Source organism: Pseudoalteromonas sp. D15MCD-2 (assembly GCF_038562745.1).
GTDB lineage: Bacteria > Pseudomonadota > Gammaproteobacteria > Enterobacterales > Alteromonadaceae > Pseudoalteromonas.
In genome coordinates this window covers 3,615,604-3,634,734 of sequence record NZ_JBCFQE010000001.1, presented here as the reverse complement: position 1 = coordinate 3,634,734, position 19,131 = coordinate 3,615,604, and the positions used below count along the sequence as shown (strand labels likewise).

General features: G+C 40.5%; 15 protein-coding genes. 9 read left to right on the top strand and 6 right to left on the bottom strand.

Annotated features, from left to right (window positions below; all coding sequences use genetic code 11):
* Window positions 1-434: 434 nt before the first annotated feature.
* Together AADY36_RS16755 and mnmE are read right to left on the bottom strand one after the other, a co-directional pair.
* Window positions 435-1,175, bottom strand: coding sequence for an isocitrate lyase/PEP mutase family protein (locus AADY36_RS16755; protein ID WP_342409253.1), 741 nt, complete (start codon window positions 1,173-1,175; stop codon window positions 435-437).
* Window positions 1,176-1,322: 147 nt separating this feature from the next.
* Complete coding sequence (gene mnmE / locus AADY36_RS16750) at window positions 1,323-2,687, bottom strand: tRNA uridine-5-carboxymethylaminomethyl(34) synthesis GTPase MnmE (RefSeq protein ID WP_130166143.1); 1,365 nt, start codon at window positions 2,685-2,687, stop codon at window positions 1,323-1,325.
* 209 nt (window positions 2,688-2,896) lie between these two features.
* On the opposite strand from mnmE, the gene AADY36_RS16745 reads away from it, so the two are divergent.
* Entirely contained in the window at window positions 2,897-5,044 is a 2,148-nt protein-coding gene (locus AADY36_RS16745; protein ID WP_342409252.1) for a TonB-dependent siderophore receptor, read from the top strand.
* 9 nt (window positions 5,045-5,053) lie between these two features.
* The gene (locus AADY36_RS16740; protein ID WP_342409251.1) at window positions 5,054-6,259 is read left to right on the top strand and encodes a PepSY-associated TM helix domain-containing protein; all 1,206 of its coding nucleotides are present in this window, start codon (window positions 5,054-5,056) and stop codon (window positions 6,257-6,259) included.
* A gap of 57 nt (window positions 6,260-6,316) precedes the next feature.
* Here AADY36_RS16740 and yidC read toward each other — a convergent pair whose 3' ends face one another.
* The 4 genes from yidC to rpmH all read right to left on the bottom strand — a co-directional run bounded on the left by yidC (window position 6,317) and on the right by rpmH (window position 8,922).
* The gene (yidC, locus tag AADY36_RS16735; RefSeq protein ID WP_054563757.1) at window positions 6,317-7,948 is read right to left on the bottom strand and encodes a membrane protein insertase YidC; all 1,632 of its coding nucleotides are present in this window, start codon (window positions 7,946-7,948) and stop codon (window positions 6,317-6,319) included.
* An 8-nt stretch (window positions 7,949-7,956) separates the two neighbouring features.
* The gene (gene yidD, locus AADY36_RS16730) at window positions 7,957-8,229 is read right to left on the bottom strand and encodes a membrane protein insertion efficiency factor YidD (protein WP_054563758.1); all 273 of its coding nucleotides are present in this window, start codon (window positions 8,227-8,229) and stop codon (window positions 7,957-7,959) included.
* A gap of 128 nt (window positions 8,230-8,357) precedes the next feature.
* Window positions 8,358-8,780 (bottom strand): ribonuclease P protein component, encoded by a 423-nt coding sequence (rnpA, locus tag AADY36_RS16725; protein ID WP_058583673.1) that lies wholly within the window; start codon window positions 8,778-8,780, stop codon window positions 8,358-8,360.
* Window positions 8,781-8,787: 7 nt separating this feature from the next.
* Window positions 8,788-8,922 carry a 50S ribosomal protein L34 gene (gene rpmH / locus AADY36_RS16720; RefSeq protein WP_008488847.1) on the bottom strand — a complete coding sequence of 45 codons (135 nt, stop codon included), beginning with the start codon at window positions 8,920-8,922 and terminating at the stop codon, window positions 8,788-8,790.
* Window positions 8,923-9,428: 506 nt separating this feature from the next.
* Here rpmH and dnaA point away from each other — a divergent pair.
* The 7 genes from dnaA (at window position 9,429) to AADY36_RS16685 (ending at window position 19,113) form a co-directional block, all read left to right on the top strand.
* A complete protein-coding gene (gene dnaA / locus AADY36_RS16715) occupies window positions 9,429-10,826 on the top strand; it encodes a chromosomal replication initiator protein DnaA (RefSeq protein ID WP_055022065.1) in 1,398 nt (465 codons plus the stop codon).
* 13 nt (window positions 10,827-10,839) lie between these two features.
* Window positions 10,840-11,943 carry a DNA polymerase III subunit beta gene (dnaN, locus tag AADY36_RS16710; protein WP_342409250.1) on the top strand — a complete coding sequence of 368 codons (1,104 nt, stop codon included), beginning with the start codon at window positions 10,840-10,842 and terminating at the stop codon, window positions 11,941-11,943.
* Window positions 11,944-11,949: 6 nt separating this feature from the next.
* A complete protein-coding gene (recF, locus tag AADY36_RS16705) occupies window positions 11,950-13,044 on the top strand; it encodes a DNA replication/repair protein RecF (RefSeq protein WP_054563761.1) in 1,095 nt (364 codons plus the stop codon).
* Window positions 13,045-13,056: 12 nt separating this feature from the next.
* Window positions 13,057-15,483: a DNA topoisomerase (ATP-hydrolyzing) subunit B gene (gene gyrB / locus AADY36_RS16700; protein ID WP_054563762.1), complete on the top strand. Its 2,427-nt coding sequence runs from the start codon at window positions 13,057-13,059 to the stop codon at window positions 15,481-15,483.
* Between the two features lie 141 nt (window positions 15,484-15,624).
* The gene (glyQ, locus tag AADY36_RS16695) at window positions 15,625-16,524 is read left to right on the top strand and encodes a glycine--tRNA ligase subunit alpha (RefSeq protein WP_054554789.1); all 900 of its coding nucleotides are present in this window, start codon (window positions 15,625-15,627) and stop codon (window positions 16,522-16,524) included.
* 8 nt (window positions 16,525-16,532) lie between these two features.
* Window positions 16,533-18,602 carry a glycine--tRNA ligase subunit beta gene (gene glyS, locus AADY36_RS16690; protein WP_054563763.1) on the top strand — a complete coding sequence of 690 codons (2,070 nt, stop codon included), beginning with the start codon at window positions 16,533-16,535 and terminating at the stop codon, window positions 18,600-18,602.
* A 61-nt stretch (window positions 18,603-18,663) separates the two neighbouring features.
* Complete coding sequence (locus tag AADY36_RS16685) at window positions 18,664-19,113, top strand: hypothetical protein (protein WP_054563764.1); 450 nt, start codon at window positions 18,664-18,666, stop codon at window positions 19,111-19,113.
* The last annotated feature ends 18 nt before the right edge of the window (window positions 19,114-19,131 follow it).

Below are 19,131 nucleotides of genomic sequence, written 5' to 3'. Positions count from 1 at the left end.
TATTTATTCATAAATTAAACCCTTTGATCAAGCTGTTAATAAATTTGGGGAAAGTTCTGATCAAGCTAAATATTGGAAACTGTATAACTTTGCTAAGTTGTTGATCTTTAATTATGTGTAAGCGCTTAAATTTTCAGATCTGATAAAAAGAGTGAGTATGATCGTTTTGTGGATAGATCGCTTGTTGATAACGATCGGTTTGCAATTTGCGATCAATAAAATAGATCGAAAAAAACTTAAATAAGCGCTAATAAAGGCTGTTTTTAAGAAAATTAGTTATCAAAAAGGGCTGTTGTATGAAAATAAATTCAAATTTCCGCGTTTTTATATGATCAAATCAGCCTTTAGATCTAAAAAATCCCCAAATGTGGATAACATTTTTAGCTAAATTAGATCTTAAAAGCTGTTTTGATCTGATTTTTTAGCTCGCTAAGTTAGTTTTCGATCTGAGTTAAACTGGTTTTTATCGTATTACCGACTAGTTCATAGAGCGAATTACCCAATGAAAACCGTTTTGCACCACCAGCGAAAGCGGCTTTTGCTGAGTTAAAATTGCTCATTGCCATAACATTTAATGGCATATCTATTGTGTTAGCTAAGCTGGTTATGTGCTCTATGTTAGTTAAGCCGGGCACAAACAGACCGTCTGCACCTGCATTTTGATACGCTTTTGCTCGCTTTAATGTTGCTTGAAAAGGGGAGTCACTAACAAAGTAGGTATCAGTTCTGGCGTTTATAAATAAACCACCGAAGCCATTTTCGTTAAGTACTTTCTTTATTTCACTAATAATAGTGCATTGCTGCTCGGTAGATCTCAGTGCGTTAGTGTTTTTATCTGAGTCCTCTATGTTGATGCCTACAACTCCTAATCTTGCTAACGCTAAAACGTTTTCGCTAATTTGCAGCGGATCGTTACTGTAGCCTGACTCTATATCGACAGAGAGTGGAATATGAAGGTGTTCGGTTAAGCTTTTAACCAGCGCTAATTGAGTTTTAAAAGAGATGTTTTCACCATCAGCTAACCCTAAACTGGCAGCAATTCCCCAACTGGTTGTTGCTACTGCTTTAGCTCCCGCAGCTTGGATGAATTGTGCTGAACTAAGATCCCACGCATTAGCAAGTATAAAGCCGCTTTGCTGGTGGTGTAATTGGTGAAAGAGTTGATATTTGTCCATGATGTCCTCCGTTTAATAACATCGCTAGACTAATTGATATGAGGTTAATTACTGGCTGGTTTCGGCCCTGAACCGATAATTGATTAGTTGGAGTAAAAACAAAAAAAGAGTCTTGCGACTCTTTTTTATAATATTGATGACCGGAATTTATTTACCGATACAGAACGAACTAAAGATTTTCCCAAGTAGGTCATCAGAGGTAAATTCACCCGTTATCTCATTTAAGAACTGTTGAGTTAGGCGTAATTCTTCAGCCAAGATCTCACCAGCAATATGCATCTCTAATTGCTCTTTGCCTGTGTTTAAATGATAGGCTGCGTGATCAAGTGCATCTAAGTGACGACGGCGTGCCATGAATCCACCTTCTGTGGCACCTTGGAAACCTATACATGCCTTTAAGTGAGTACGAACTAACTCTATACCCTCTGCATTTTTAGCGCTTAAACGGATCACCGGATATTGATCATGTTCATCCATACCGACATTTTCACCGGAAATATCGGCTTTATTTCGGATCACAGTAACACCCATACCCTCTGGTAACTTGGCCATAAACTCTGGCCAAATATCATGAGGATCAGTGGCTGATGTGTCTGTGCCGTCTAACATAAATAGTACGCGATCGGCTTGGTTAATTTCATCCCATGCGCGTTCAATACCAATTTGCTCTACTTTATCAGGGCTTTCACGCAGGCCTGCGGTATCAATAATATGTAGTGGCATACCATCAATGTGGATATGTTCGCGTAATACGTCACGTGTTGTACCTGCTATTTCGGTAACGATGGCTGCATCTCGGCCAGCTAAAGCATTTAATAAGCTTGATTTACCAGCGTTAGGGCGACCCGCAATAACAACACGCATACCTTCACGCATGATGCTACCTTGTTTAGCTTGCTGAGTTACATTCTCTAATTGATCAATAATGGCATTGAGATCTGTTGATACTTTACCGTCTGATAAAAAGTCGATTTCTTCATCTGGAAAATCAATTGCGGCTTCAACATACATACGTAGGTGAATGACTTTCTCCACCAGCGTTTCGATGTGCTTAGAGAATTCACCTTGCAGTGATTGGAGGGCGCTTTTTGCTGCCTGTTCACTGGTTGCATTAATTAAATCGGCAATTGCCTCTGCTTGGGTTAAATCAAGCTTGTCATTCATAAATGCGCGCTCAGAGAACTCACCTGGTTTTGCTAAACGTACACCGTCAATTTGGCTAATTTCTTTTAATAGCATATCAAGTACGACAGGGCCGCCGTGACCTTGTAGTTCAAGTACATCTTCGCCGGTAAATGAATTTGGCCCTTGGAAGTAAATAGCAATACCTTGGTCAAGCTGTTCACCGCTCAAACTTTTAAATGGTACATAGTCTGCGTAACGTGTTTTAGGACAACGGCCAATAATCTGTTCTGCCACTGTTTTAGCTAAGCTGCCAGAGACGCGAATAATACCAACCCCACCACGTCCTGGTGCGGTCGCTTGTGCTGCAATTGTGTCTTGATTAATCATGCGATGAAATAATGCCAATAAAAGAATGAATGCTGGCTCTATTGTAACCTATGGCTTAATTTCATGCGAATAGCTGTTTGAGTAATGAGGTAGCAAAAGTCTGATGTAAGTAATACTTTATTTAGCTTTAATTAATAATAAACGACCATTGCAAATGATAATTATATTCATTACCATGTTGCGCATTCTAAATCTTATCGTTTTTTATTATGCGTCTTTCTGCTGTTTTTATTGCACTTGCTGCTGGTTTTTCGGGCGTTGCCCATGCTCAAACTGAAGTGACTACTTCGGATCAAAGTGATTCAAAAGAACTCGAAAAAATAGAAGTTGTTGGCCGTGCGTTCTCTTTATATCGCCCAACCGAGTCTAGCTTTGCTACTCGTACCAATACACCTTTAGAGAAAATTCCTCAGTCAATTCAAGTTTTACCGCAGGAGCTGATCAGTGATCAGGCTGCTCGCCAAATTACCGACCTTTATAGCAATATAGCTGGTGTTAATGCCTTTAGTTATTCAGGCGTTACATTCCGTGGTTTCCGCCAGGATGAGATTTTATATGATGGCGTAAAGGGCGACCCTTTCAATGGCTTTGCTGTGCCGCAATTATTTAATATTGAACAAGTTGCGGTTTTAAAAGGACCTGCTGGCGCTATATACGGTAGTGGTAATCCGGGTGGTATTATTAACTATGTAACTAAGAAGCCTAAATTCACCAGTGAACACAGTATTGAAGTTGAAGTAGGTAATGATGACTTCTTTAGTGGTGCATTAGAAAGCACAGGAACATTGAGTGAATCACTTGATAATCATGCTTACCGTGTTGGTCTTTACCGTGATACTGAAAAGCCATTCCGTGCTAATGCTAGCAGCGATAATACCATTGTTGATCTTGGTTATACGTGGCTTATAAATAGTGCAACCGAATTGACCACTCAGTATACCTATATAGAGCAAGATTTGGGTGGGGCACGTTTACGTGGTGTACCTGCTGATGATAACGGTAATTTTCTAACTGATATTAGCTGGAATCATAACGAGGCGACAGACTTTCAAAATGTTGAAGCCCATGTCTATCAGGCAACTTTAAAACATGAGTTTAATGATGTTTGGCGCACAGATGTCACAGCACGTTATTTTGATAACAAAGAAGTGCAAAACTACCATGAACCAAGAGGCCTCGTAGATACAGATGACGACGGTATTGTTGATTGGAGCCATCGTGAGTTTCGTGATCAAGTACGTGAGAACGAAGGTTTTAGCTTAACAGCTAATGCGATTGCAGAATTTGTAGTTGCAGACATGCAGCATCAAGTGTTGTTTGGTAGTGATTGGTATGAACATGATTTTGAAAGCGTTTACCGTACAGCTACGCAACAAAGTAAAGGTGGCCCAGTACCAGGACTTGATCTTAACAACCCTGAATATGGTTTAACCTCTGCTGATGATTATGATCTTGATAGTATTACACCAAGGCTTGGGAAAACGAATAGCACCCGTTTTGGTGCCTACTTGCAAGATCAGCTAGATATCACCGCTAATTGGAGTGTGACAGCTGGCTTAAGGTATGATCGTTTTGAAGATAAAGATTTGTTAAATCAAACCGAGTTTTCTGATAGCGACTTAACTTATCGTATTGGTACTAGCTATAACATTAACAATATGTTCTTCCCTTATGCGCTACATGGCACTGGCTTTGTGCCGCAAAGTGCGAGTAATCAAGATACAGCAAAGGGTGGCCCATTCTCGCCAGAGACTAGCCGTATTAATGAGTTAGGTTTAAGAACCAAGCTATTAGCAGACACACTTGCTGTTAATATGGCTGTGTACGATATTTTCCGCGAAAACATCCTACAACCTAGCTTATTAGGTGATGTTGCAGGTGACGGCGTTGATGATTTAGTTGCCGTTGGTGAAGTACAAAGTAAAGGTTTTGAACTCGAGGTGGTTGGCGATATTACTGATAGCTGGGTAGTGACTGCAAGCTACGCTTATAATGATACCCGTATTACTAAGGCCAACGACAGCATTCGTAACCAAATTCCTGATAGCGATAAATTTGCTAATGCGCCGCAAAATACCTTAGGTATATGGACACGCTATGAGCTACCTAGCTTATCGTCATCTATTTCTGCTGGCTTAGATTATGTTGATGAACAGCTTAGTTTAGGCGGTCAACGTGTTAAACCTTACACTGTTTACAACATGGCGTGGCAAACAACCGTAGATAACTGGCAATGGCAGCTATCAGTTAAAAACCTATTTGATAAAGAATACGCAAGCAGTGGCTTTATCGAGCGAACAGGGCACTTTCCTGGTGAACCACGTCGTGTTTATTTAAGTGCTAAATACAGCTTTTAATGGTGGCGTGTGAACGCTAAAAGTTGGTTTAACTTACATTCTTGGGCAGGACTCTTTGTTGGAGTCCTGCTTTTTGTTACCTGCGTATCGGGAACACTCGCTACGTTAAGTCATGAACTCGAGTACTTAACAGACGCTAAGTACCGTGCTTTAACTTCTTCTGCTTCGACTAACTACCCAGCTCTCGAAAACACCCTTAATAAGCATTATCCGCAAGCTCAGCTACTTTATATCCAACGTCATAAGCAAGATTACCTTGCCATTGAAGCGGCTCTTAAAGTCGGTGATTCATTTCGCTTTGTTTATTTAGATGCTGCAACGGGTCGCTTACTCGGTGAAGGAGAGTGGGCGCGGATATCGCGGTTTTTACGTAACTGGCATATGAACTTATCGATGGGCTGGACGGGTAAATTAATCGTCACCAGTTTGAGTATTTTACTCGTTATTTTATTGGTTTCGAGTTTTTATGTGTATCGGCGCTGGTGGCAAGGCTTTATGAAAAAGCCTGCTGCGCTAAGCCTTGGTAAACGAAGTAGTTGGTCTGATTGGCATAAGCTGTTAGGGCTTTGGAGTTTATGGTTTATTGGTGTGATGGCCATCACAGGGGTTTGGTATCTGGTAGAACATGGGCTGCAAACTGCGAAGGTACCTCACTATGTCTCTAGTCCACCAGCCTTGAGTGAGTTTAAAAAACAAAGCCCTCGTAAAGGTCTATCGCCAATTAGTTTAGCTGCTACTTATGAAGCCGCTCAACAGGCGTTTCCTAGCCTTGATATTCGCTATATTCGTTATCCTAGTAAAGTGGATCAGCCTATTGAAGTACGTGGTTATAACGATGATATTTTATTGCGCCTGCGTGCTAACCGGGTTTATTTAAATCCAAGTTCCGGTGAAGTTCTTGGTGTACAAAAAGGGGAAGAACTCAACCTGCTTCCACGAATTAAAGACACCGCTGATCCGCTGCACTTTGGTAACTTTGCAGGAATTGGTACCAAGCTTATTTGGGGTGTATTTGGTGCATTAATGAGCTTTGTAAGCGCTGCTGGCATCTATATGAGTTGGCTTAGGGTTAAGCGTAAAACAACGACTGGAAAGTGGCTTGGTTTATCTGGGGTGGTTGCAATCGGTTTGGTAGTTGCTTCGCTACTAACAACAAGTTTGAGCTTTACTGAACGCAGTGTGCCTAATCAAGTTTATTCTCCTATTATCGGTTAGCTATTTTCCAGGCAATAAAAAAGGCGCAGTTAGCGCCTTTTTTATTGGGTTAAGAGTTTAGCCTCTTACCTTAATACCTTTTTTCTCCATACCGCGGTAGATGATTAGCATCTGTGCGATTGAGATAAGGTTCGATACTAACCAGTAAAGTACTAGGCCAGATGGGAACCATAAGAAGAAAATAGAGAATACTACTGGCATAAAGGTCATCATTTTTTGCTGCATAGGGTCAGTAACCGTCATAGGTTGCAGCTTTTGAGTGATGAACATACTTAAACCAAATAAAACAGGTAATACGTAGTATGGGTCCATTGCTGATAAGTCATTTAACCATAAAACGAATTCAGCATGACGTAGCTCAGTTGACTCTAAGAATACGTAGAATAACGCTAAGAAGATTGGCATTTGTAGTAACAGTGGGAAACAGCCACCCATAGGGTTCACTTTTTCTTTGCGGTACATTTCCATCATAGCTTGACCGAATTTTTGACGGTCATCACCATACTTCTCTTTTAGGGCAGCCATTTTAGGCTGAAGTGCACGCATCTTCGCCATTGACGTGTATTGTGCTTTAGTAAGTGGGTACATTGCCGTTTTAACGATAACCGTGATTGCAATGATAGCTAGACCCCAGTTACCTAAGATACCGTATAACCACTTAAGTAATACGAATAATGGTTGTGAGATAAAGAATAACCAACCGTAGTCTACAGTTAGGTCTAAGTCTGGGTGAATTGCTTCTAGTACATCAGACTCTTTCGGGCCCATATAGTAAGTTGAGCCAAGCGTTGCTTGCGAACCAGCTTGTACATTAACTGCTTCACCTTTAACACCAATAATTGCTGCATTACCTGATACAAGTTTGCTGTAAAGAGTATTTTGTTGATCTTGCTTTGGTACCCACGCACTTACAAAGTAGTGTTGAATAAATGCAATGTAGCCGCCAGATGTGGTGATATTAAGGTTTTTATCAGCCATGTCTGAGAAGCTGTATTTTTCATACTTCTCTTCATCTGAGCCATAAGCGCCACCTAAGTAGTTTTGATCTACTAAGCTACCTTTTTCTTGTACTGTGCGTTTTACTTGCGTGTATAACTGAACTTGAATTGGATCAGCTGTTACGTTGTTTACTGTGTACTCTAAATCTACAGCGTAGTCGCCTTTTTTGAAGATATAAGTTTTAGTAAACGTCACACCTTTACTGTCAGTAAACTCAAGTGGTACACGTAGCTCATCACCCGTTAAAGTGAATGCTTTTTGTGTGGTTTTATAAACAGGGCGACCAGCAACAGTTGCGTCAGGACCATTTAAACCAATTAAGCCACTTTGCGAGAAGTATTGCTTACCATCGAACTCACCTAATAGCATGTAAGGTGTGTTACTGCCTTTTTCTTCTTCGTACTGAAGTAAGTCTGTTTCAATGATGTCACCACCACGGGTGTCAATTTTAACAGTGAATACGTCAGTTGTTACATCAATAACTGAGCGCTTTGCTGTCGTTACAGCTGGAACTTCACCGTCAGATGATGCTGGAATAAAGTCATCAGATTCTGGTGTTGTTGCGCCTAGTGTTTGTGTTGTGGCACTTGGATCAGCCTTTGGTGCGTTGTAGTCGTTATTCCATTCTTGAAATAATAAAAACGACACAAGCATCAAGCCGATTAATAAAAACGTGCGTTGCGATTCCATAACAGCTCTTATTTCTCGTGTTGGTGGTTAATATGATTTTTTGCCGGTACGGGATCATCCCCACCAGCATGTAAAGGGTGGCATTTTAATATGCGTTTAACAGCTAACCAACTGCCTTTTACACTTCCATGCAAATTAATTGCTTGAATAGCGTAACTAGAGCAGGTTGGATTAAAACGACAATGCGGGCCTAATAATGGGCTTATCCATTTTTGATAGCCGCGTATTAGCATGACTAAACAGCGCTTTGGAATAGCAACAAGTGGTTTAAGTAACCTCATGATGTGTCTGCCCCTGCGTTAATTTAGTCAATGGATACCATGAATTTAAATTCCCATCGTAGAATTTTAAATGCATGATTAAAAGGTGAGCTAAAGATACCTTAATTAAGCCTGTAATTCTATTGCTATCAGGCTTGTTTATTAGATTTAGCTGATTTATTCGGGCGTTTTTTAAATGGTGGTGGTTTAGGTGCACCAGGCTTGCAGCGTTCGTTAATTTTTCGCCACAATTTATTTAGTTGCTTTGTTAGCTCTTCGTTGGACTGTTCATCAATACCACTTTTAACCATAAGCACAATATCAATGTTATCGAGTTTATGTTGATTTAAACGGAAACTTTCGCGAGCAAGTCGTTTAATTCGATTACGTTGACAGGCTTTTTTAACGCGTTTTTTTGCGACCGTAAGACCTAATCGAGGATTAGTTTGGTCATTGCGTTTAGCTAATAGGGTAAAGAAAGGAGTCGCAGCGCGTGCTGGTTCATTAAAGATTCGAGAGTAATGCGAGGGAGTTAACAGACGTAACTCCCTGCTGAAGCTAAAGTCTTCCACTTATATATTAAGCAGAAAGAACTTTACGGCCTTTAGCACGACGACGAGCTAATACTTTACGGCCATTTGCTGTTGCCATACGAGCACGGAAACCGTGTGTACGTTTGCGTTTTAAAACGCTAGGTTGAAAAGTTCTTTTCATAACAATTCCATCCGATCGGTTAAGGTTAAAACATCCTATGCAGGTCGCGATCCTGGCACAGGTGCCATTGCGAGCGCGAGATATTATAGATGAAGACAACAAAAGTCAATCATTAAAACGCTGCAGAGGCCGTAATTATAAAGGATCCTTTTACGTGATCATATAGGATCATCATAAATAAGAAGTTTTCCACAGCCTCTGTATAAAAAGTGAATAAAAGCTTGGGAAAAGCCAATTCGATCGTAGAATTTGATCGCGATCTGGCTGCAAATTTGTTATGATCACTGTTCGAGCTTAAAAAATAATTTTCTTAAAAATCAGTGTTTTATTCTTTTATGTTGCTGAGATCATATTTTTCATAAAAATCAATCTTGTACTTGTGGATAAAGTACCTTCATAATAGTCGGTCTGGGCCAAGAAAGTTGGTCAAAGATTAGCAATAAATGTTTGATTTTCCATCATTAAAGATGAACGGGAATAAAAATTAAATCTCTGGGAGTTTAACTGTGTATCTGTCGGTTTGGCAAAGTTGTTTATATGTATTGCAAGATGAATTGCCTTCACAGCAATTCAGTATGTGGGTAAGACCACTTCAAGCAGAAAGTACCGAAGATACGTTGACTATATATGCACCCAACCGTTTTGTTTTGGATTGGGTGAGAGAAAAGTATTTAAACCGTATTAATGAACTACTCGTTGAAATTTGTGGTGATGAAGCACCTGAATTACGTTTTGATGTTGGTAGTAAACCTATTTTAAATGCCCAAGTGGCATCTGCACCGGCTGCAACAGAAGCAAGCGCATCTGTTCCACAACAAACTGCCGAAAAACAACAGCCAAAACCTGAAAAAGCAGCGGTCGAACCTGCACCAAAATCAGGCTATAAATCAAACATTAAAGAAAATTACACCTTTGATAGCTTTGTTGAGGGTAAATCAAACCAATTAGCAAAAGCTGCAGCGACTCAAGTTGCAGATAACCCAGGTTCAGCATTTAACCCTGTATTTATATACGGTGGTACTGGCTTAGGTAAAACTCACTTATTACACGCTGTTGGTAACGGTATTATGGCTAATAAGCCAGACGCGAAAATTGTTTATATGCACTCTGAGCGATTTGTGCAAGACATGGTTAAAGCGCTACAAAATAATGCCATAGAAGAATTTAAACGTTATTACCGAAGTGTTGATGCATTGATGATCGATGACATTCAATTTTTCGCTAATAAAGAACGCTCACAAGAAGAGTTCTTTCATACCTTCAATGCTTTACTTGAAGGAAATCAACAGATTATCTTAACTTCAGACCGCTATCCTAAAGAGATAGAAGGGGTTGAAGATCGCCTTAAATCACGTTTTGGTTGGGGCTTAACAATTGCTATTGAGCCACCAGAACTTGAAACGCGCGTTGCTATTTTGATGAAAAAAGCGCAGCAAAGTAAAATCAATTTACCTCACGAAGTTGCCTTTTTTATCGCTAAAAAGTTGCGTTCAAATGTGCGTGAATTAGAAGGGGCGTTAAACCGCGTTATTGCTAATGCAAACTTTACTGGTCGTCCGATTTCAATCGACTTTGTAAAAGAAGCGCTACGTGACTTACTTGCGCTGCAAGATAAACTGGTAACGATAGATAATATTCAACGCACTGTTGCTGAGTATTACCGTATTCGTGTGTCAGATTTACTATCTAAACGTCGTAGCCGTTCAGTAGCAAGACCACGTCAAGTGGCCATGGCATTATCAAAAGAACTTACAAATCACAGTTTACCTGAGATTGGTGACGCCTTTGGTGGTCGTGATCACACAACTGTATTACACGCTTGTCGTAAAGTTAAATCACTACGTGACGAAAGCCACGAAGTGAAAGAAGATTATCAAAACTTAATAAGAACCTTGTCATCTTAAGGCCGACTTTATTATGCAAATAACAATATCAAGAGAGCAATTTTTAAAACCTTTAGTTCAAGTGTCTGGTGCGATTGAGCGTAAGCACACCTTACCGATTTTATCGAACGTACTGTTAGTTGTTGAAAACGGGCAACTTTCGATGACGGGTACTGATCTTGAAATTGAGTTAGTGGCGAGTGTGTTTGTCGGTGAAGATACCACAGATACGCAACTCACTTTACCAGCTAAAAAGTTACTCGATATTTGTAAAAGTTTACCTGATGGCTCAGACCTAACGTTAAGTAGCCAAGATCATCAGTTACTATTAACAAGTGGTAAAAGCCGTTTTTCTTTAACTACGCTGGCCGCTGAAGATTTTCCGAATCTTGAGCAGTGGGATGGTGAAGTTCAATTTCAACTAACGCGTTTAGAATTGCGTAAACTTTTAGAAAGCACGCACTTTTCTATGGCGAATCAAGACGTACGTTATTACTTAAACGGTATGTCATTTGAAGTTGATAACGCAGATATCAAAACAGTGGCTACAGATGGCCACCGTTTGGCAATTGCACAAAAGCAATTACCACAGTCTTTAAATACACAGCGTCAGTTAATTATTCCACGTAAAGGTGTGCAAGAAATTATGCGCCTAATGGTGGCTGATGATGAGCTAGTAACCATTCAATTTGGTGCTAACCATATTCGTATTATTGATACTGAGTTTACATTTACTAGTAAACTAGTTGATGGTCGTTTCCCTGATTATCGTCGAGTATTGCCGCGTGGTGGTGACAAAGTAATTACAGCTAATCGTGAATGGTTGCGCAGTGCTTTCCAACGTGTGTCTATTTTATCGAATGAAAAATTCCGTGGTGTACGTTTAAACCTGTCTGAAGGTTTATTAAAAATTACAGCAAACAACCCTGAGCAAGAACAAGCTGAAGAGGTCGTTGAAGTAATGTACCAAGGCGGCGAACTTGAAATTGGCTTTAACGTTTCTTATGTACTTGATGTACTTAATACATTAAAAACAGAAGATGTAACCTTTACACTTGCAGACTCTAATAGCAGTGCGCTAATTGAAGGTGCAGGTGACGAAGAAGCTATGTACGTTGTTATGCCGATGCGCCTATAAGCTTATATGAGTTTAAGTCATTTAAGCCTCAATAATTTTCGAAATATTGAGGCGCTGACACTTGAGCCGGTTAATGGCATTAACATTATTTATGGCGAAAATGGCAGCGGAAAAACCAGTCTCCTTGAGGCGATATATTTCCTTTCTCACGGTAAATCATTTCGTACCGCCAAACATAAAAATATCATTCAGCATCAACAAGACAAGTTTGTGATTCATGGGCGCAAAGCGCTGCATGATTTGTCTATTCCGATTGGTATAAGCAAAAACCAAGCGGGTGAAACATCTTTAAAGATTCAGGGCAAAACGAGCCGTAAAATCTCTGAATTAGCTCAACTAGTGCCGGTGCAAGTTATTACTCCAGAAAGCTACTCATTGTTTTTTGGTGGCCCAAAAGAGCGTAGAAAATTTCTCGATTTAGGATTGTTCCACGTGGAACATGACTTTTTTTACTTGTGGCAGTCTTTTAATAAAGTACTGAAACAACGTAATGCTTTATTAAAAAGTAAACCTAGAGATTATTTCGAACAGATCAAGTTTTGGGATAAAGAATTTGTTAGACTAGCTGAACAAATAAATAATCTAAGAATCGCGTATATAAGTAGGTTTAAGCAGCAGTTTTTTGATAAAATGTGTGCAGAATTAACGCTTGTAAGCGATTTAGAAATTAACTTTCATGCGGGCTGGAAAGAGAGTGAAACGCTCTCAGAGGCGCTTGAGCAAAGCTTTGAACGTGATGCCAAACAAGGTTTCACAAGTAAAGGTCCGCATAAAGCTGATTTTAGTTTTAGCGTTTCTGGTAACAGTGTAGAAAATACCTTTTCTCGCGGTCAATTGAAGCTCTTGCTTTATGCGTTAAAAGTAACGCAAAATAGCTTAATTGAGTCAGAAACAGATAAGCAATCTATATTGCTAATAGATGACTTACCTTCAGAACTAGGTGAAGATACAAAAGAAAAAGTGGGTCAACTTTTGACTCATTGCGATTCGCAACTTTTTATCTCATCAATTTTATCTGAAAGTATTTCTGCTGTGGTGGAACCCATGCAACGAGAACTAAAAATGTTCCACGTGAAACATGGCAACCTAATAACAAGATAAGTGGGATTAACCATGTCTGAGAATTACGATTCGTCGAGTATTAAAGTACTTAAAGGATTAGACGCAGTAAGAAAGCGTCCAGGAATGTATATAGGGGACACCGATGACGGTACAGGCCTTCACCATATGGTGTTTGAGGTTGTTGATAACTCTATCGATGAAGCCTTAGCTGGTCATTGTGATGATATTTTTGTAACGATTCACTTAGACGGTTCAGTCTCTGTAAGAGATAACGGTCGTGGTATTCCTACATCTATTCACGAAGAAGAAGGTGTTTCTGCGGCTGAAGTTATCATGACGGTACTTCACGCTGGTGGTAAGTTTGATGATAACTCTTATAAAGTATCTGGTGGCTTACACGGTGTAGGTGTTTCGGTAGTAAATGCACTATCTGAAAAGCTGCAACTGACCATTCGTCGTGAAGGCAAAATTCACCAACAAACATATACTATGGGTGTACCAGATGCGCCATTAGCTATAATTGGTGACGCAACAGACACAGGTACTGAATTACGTTTCTGGCCAAGTGGTGAAACATTCACTGACCTTAACTTCCACTACGATATTTTAGCAAAGCGTTTACGTGAGCTTTCGTTCTTAAACTCTGGTGTAAGTATCATTCTTACTGATGAGCGCGAAGAATCTAAAAATGACCACTTCAAATATGACGGTGGTATCCAAGCATTCGTAGAATATCTAAACCGTAACAAAACACCTGTACATAAAAGTGTTTTCCACTTTACCCATGAGCGTGAAGAAGACGGTATTAGTGTAGAAGTTTCAATGCAATGGAACGATGGCTTCCAAGAAAGCATTTACTGTTTCACAAACAACATTCCACAACGTGATGGTGGTACGCACTTAGCTGGCTTTAGAGCAGCACTAACACGTACGCTAAATAACTACATGGAAAAAGAAGGCTTTAATAAGAAAGCTAAAACAACAAGCAATGCAACGGGTGATGATGCTCGTGAAGGCTTAACTGCGGTTGTAAGTGTTAAAGTTCCTGATCCTAAGTTCTCATCACAAACTAAAGACAAACTAGTATCAAGTGAAGTTAAGTCTGCTGTAGAACAAGCAATGGCAGAAAAATTAACAGAGTTCTTATTAGAAAACCCAGTTGATGCTAAAACAGTTGTTGGCAAAATTATTGATGCAGCACGAGCTCGTGAAGCAGCACGTAAAGCACGTGAAATGACACGCCGTAAAGGTGCAATGGATTTAGCTGGCTTACCAGGTAAATTGGCAGACTGCCAAGAAAAAGATCCAGCACTTTCTGAACTATACATAGTGGAGGGTGACTCTGCAGGTGGTTCAGCTAAGCAGGGTCGTAACCGTAAAAACCAAGCAATTTTGCCACTTAAAGGTAAGATTCTTAACGTTGAAAAAGCACGCTTTGATAAGATGCTTTCTTCTCAAGAAGTAGCAACTCTAATCACTGCATTAGGTTGTGGTATTGGTCGTGATGAATATGACCCAGAAAAGCTACGCTATCATCGTATCATTATCATGACCGATGCGGACGTGGATGGTTCTCACATTCGTACCTTGCTACTGACTTTCTTCTACCGTCAAATGCCAGAGATTGTAGAAAAAGGCTTTATCTATATTGCGCAGCCACCACTTTATAAAGTGAAAAAAGGTAAGCAAGAACGCTACATTAAAGATGACCCAGCGCTTGTTGATTACTTAACATCATTAGCATTAAACAATGCTGCACTTTATACAAGCGAAGGTGCATCTGCACTTGAAGGTGAAGAACTAGAAAGAATTGTTCACGACTATCAAAATACAGTTAAAGTGATTGAGCGCTTAAAACGTAAATATCCAAATTCGGTTATGGAACGTTTAATTTATCAAAGTGAAATTACCGAAGCTGATTTAGCAGATGAAGCAAAAGTTAAAGAGTGGACTAACACCCTTGTTGACGACTTAATTGCACGTGATGAAGATGCAACTATCTTCCATGCGGGTACTGAGCACGATACTGAGCGCAACATGTATTATCCTGTTGTGAATATTCGTCAGCATGGTGTGGATAAAGCACATGTACTTAACCATGACTTCATCACATCGCGTGACTACAAACGCATTGCAGCGACAGGCGTAAACATTGCTAACTTACTTGAAGAAGGGGCATATGTTCAACGCGGTGAGAAAACTCTAGCTGTTGATAACTTTGTGGATGCATTAGAGTGGCTAATCAATGAGTCGAAGCGTGGTCTTTATATCCAACGTTATAAAGGACTCGGTGAGATGAACCCTGATCAGCTTTGGGAAACCACTATGGACCCAGATGCTCGTCGTATGTTGAAAGTAACAATTGAAGATGCCGTAGCTGCAGACCAATTGTTCGCGACTCTAATGGGTGATCAAGTTGAGCCGCGTCGTGACTTCATCGAAACGAATGCGCTACGTGTAGTTAACCTAGACGTATAACGCTAAATTAAGAATTAAAAAGGAGCCTACAGGCTCCTTTTTTTATTGCTGAAAAAGCACAAACTGCTTAAAACCTTACTGCACACAAGGTATACTGAGAGCAATTTTCAGACTAAACGCACCAGATACTATAAGCCAAATATGCAAAAATATGACGTTAAAACCTTTCAAGGTTTGATCCTGGCTTTACAGGACTATTGGGCACAGCAAGGCTGTGTGATTGCTCAACCACTTGATATGGAAGTGGGAGCAGGGACATTTCATCCGTTAACTTTCTTAAAGTCGATTGGCCCAGAGCCAATGTCGAGCGCGTATGTTCAACCATGCCGCCGTCCAACTGATGGTCGTTATGGTGAAAACCCGAACCGTTTACAGCATTACTACCAATTCCAAGTAGTATTAAAGCCATCACCAGAAAACATCCAGGAGCTCTATTTAGGCTCTTTAGCTGCCGTTGGTATCGATACACTAACTGATGAAGTTCGCTTCGTAGAAGACAACTGGGAGTCTCCTACATTAGGTGCATGGGGTCTAGGTTGGGAGATCTGGTTAAACGGCATGGAAGTAACTCAGTTTACTTACTTCCAACAAGTAGGTGGCTTAGAGTGCTCACCTGTAACCGGTGAAATCACTTATGGTCTTGAGCGTTTAGCAATGTATATTCAGGGCGTAGATAGTATCTATGACCTAGTATGGGCAGACGGTCCTATGGGTCGTGTGACATACGGTGATGTATTCCATCAAAACGAAGTAGAGCAGTCAGCTTATAACTTCGAACAAGCGGATGTTGAGTTCTTATTTGCACAGTTCGATCACTGTGAAAAAGAAAGCGAAAAGCTAATTGAAGCAGGCTTACCATTACCAGCTTATGAGCAAGTAATGAAAGCCTCACATGCGTTTAACTTATTAGACGCTCGTCACGCTATCTCAGTAACAGAACGTCAACGTTATATCTTACGTGTTCGTGCTTTATCTAAAGCATGTGCGCAAAGTTACTATGATGCCCGTGAAGCTCTTGGTTTCCCGCTTTGTAAGGATTAAGAATTAGCATGTCAGCAGAAAATTTATTAGTAGAAATTGGCACAGAAGAGTTGCCACCGAAAGCACTTCGTAAACTTGCTGAGTCGTTTGCTGAGAACTTAGCAACAGAGCTTGCAAGCTTAGAATTAAATCACCAAGGCGTTAACTGGTACGCATCACCACGTCGTTTAGGTTTGCGTGTTACTGCACTTGAGGCTAAGCAAAGTGACAAGGTTGTAGAAAAGCGTGGTCCTGCAGTTGCAGCAGCTTTTGATGCCGATGGTAATCCAACTAAAGCAGCAATGGGTTGGGCTCGTGGTTGTGGTATCGATGTAAGCGATGCACAAACACTTGAGACAGATAAAGGCGCTTGGTTATTACATAAGGCACAGGTTGAAGGTCAAGCAACTACATCACTTATGAGTGATGCTGTAAACAAAGCACTTACTAAATTACCTATCCCTAAACCAATGCGTTGGGGTGCAAATAAAACACAATTTATTCGCCCTGTGCACACAGCGACTATCTTATTTGGTAGCACGCTAATTGAAGGTGAAATCCTTGGTAAGCAAGTTGGCAACCAATTACAAGGTCACCGTTTCCATCATCCAGAAAAAGTAACAATCAACCACGCTGATGATGTGTTTGATGTTCTTAAATCTGCTTACGTTGTCGCTGACTTCGAAGCGCGTAAAGCACAAATTCGCGAACAAATTGAAGCAGCAGCTAGCGCTGTAAATGCAAAAGTAGCGATGGATGAAGACTTACTTGAAGAAGTAACATCCTTGGTTGAATGGCCAGTAACGCTGACAGCAACATTCGAAGAAGCATTTTTAGATGTTCCTTCAGAAGCGCTTATCTATACTATGAAGGACGACCAAAAGTACTTCCCGTTATTAGACCAAGATGGCAACTTACTAAACAAGTTCCTATTTGTTTCAAATATCGAAAGTAAAGATCCAAGCGTGGTAATTGCTGGTAACGAAAAAGTTGTTCGTCCTCGTTTAGCGGATGCGCAGTTCTTCTACGAAACAGATAAGAAGAAAACGCTAGAGAGCCGTTTAGAATCGCTAGATACCGTTTTATTCCAAAAGCAACTTGGTACGCTGAAAGATAAATCTGAACGTATTAGTGAACTTGCCGGTTATATTGCTGAGCAATTAGGTGCTGATGCAGAGCTGGCTAAGCGAGCAGGTTTATTAAGTAAAACAGACTTAATGACCGAAATGGTTATGGAGTTTACCGACGTACAAGGTGTAATGGGTATGCATTACGCCCGTCACGACGGTGAAGCAGAAGAAGTGGCACTAGCGCAAAACGAACAATATATGCCTCGCTTCGCGGGTGATAACTTACCAACAAATGTGATCAGCTGTGCGGTAGCAATTGCTGATAAGTTTGATACGCTGGTGGGTATTTTTGGTATTGGTCAAGCGCCAAAAGGCGACAAAGACCCATTTGCACTACGCCGTGCAGCTATCGGTGCATTACGCATCATGGTTGAAAAATCATTACCGCTAGATATCTTAGACCTTGTTGCTAAGTCACAAACGCTATTCGGTGAAAAGCTAACGAACCTAAACGTATCAACAGATGTGTTTGAGTTTATGTTAGGTCGTTTCCGCGCATGGTATCAAGATGAAGGTATCGAAGTTGATGTCATTCAAGCAGTGCTAGCACGTCGCCCAACTAAACCAGTTGATTTCGACCGCCGTGTTAAAGCAGTAAGTCACTTCCGTACATTAGACGCAGCAGAAGCGCTTGCAGCAGCAAATAAACGTGTAAGCAATATCTTGGCTAAGAATGACATCACAACACAAGGTGATGTGAATGAGAGCCTATTAAGCGATGACGCAGAAAAAGTATTAGCGTCACACGTTGCTAAGTTTGCAACTGAGCTTGCACCTTTATATGCAAATGGCGATTACCAAGAAGCATTGTCACAACTTGCGGGTATCCGTGAGAGTGTTGATAACTTCTTCGATAACGTCATGGTAATGGCCGATGACGAAGCGGTTAAACAAAACCGTTTAGCATTATTAAGCCAACTAAGCCGTCTGTTTTTAGATATTGCTGATATTTCTGTACTTCAGAAGTAAGCAGTAGCCAATTAATAAAAGCCAGCTCAGTGCTGGCTTTTTTGTAGCAAAAGGAACAGTAATGAAACGTGTAATTACTTTAGCATTAGCAGGCTTATTAACGGCCTGTTCTAGCCAAATGCAAATGCCAAGCATCGACGATATTCTGCCTAGCAAAGAGCTTGACCGTACTATGTATTTACGTGGTGATTTCACCTTATGGGATGCCGAGCCGCAGTATCAATTAGAGCAAGTTGCACCGGGCATATTCCAAACCGACGTTAAGTTTTCAACACCAGGTAAGGTTTATGAATTCAAAGTAGCGGATGCAGATTTTAGCGAAGGCTATAACTGTGGTTACAGTGATATGGACCCAGCAGGGCAATCATTAGTGCTAGGCCAAGCCGCCAATGCAGACTGTAATACCATCTACAATTATTTCAGCTTTAAACCCGCTGCAAAAGGCGTGTATGTCGTGAGCTTTGATTACCGCAATAGTAATCAACCAAAAGTGACAGTAACGAAGAAATAGCTTTAAGCTTTCAGCTGT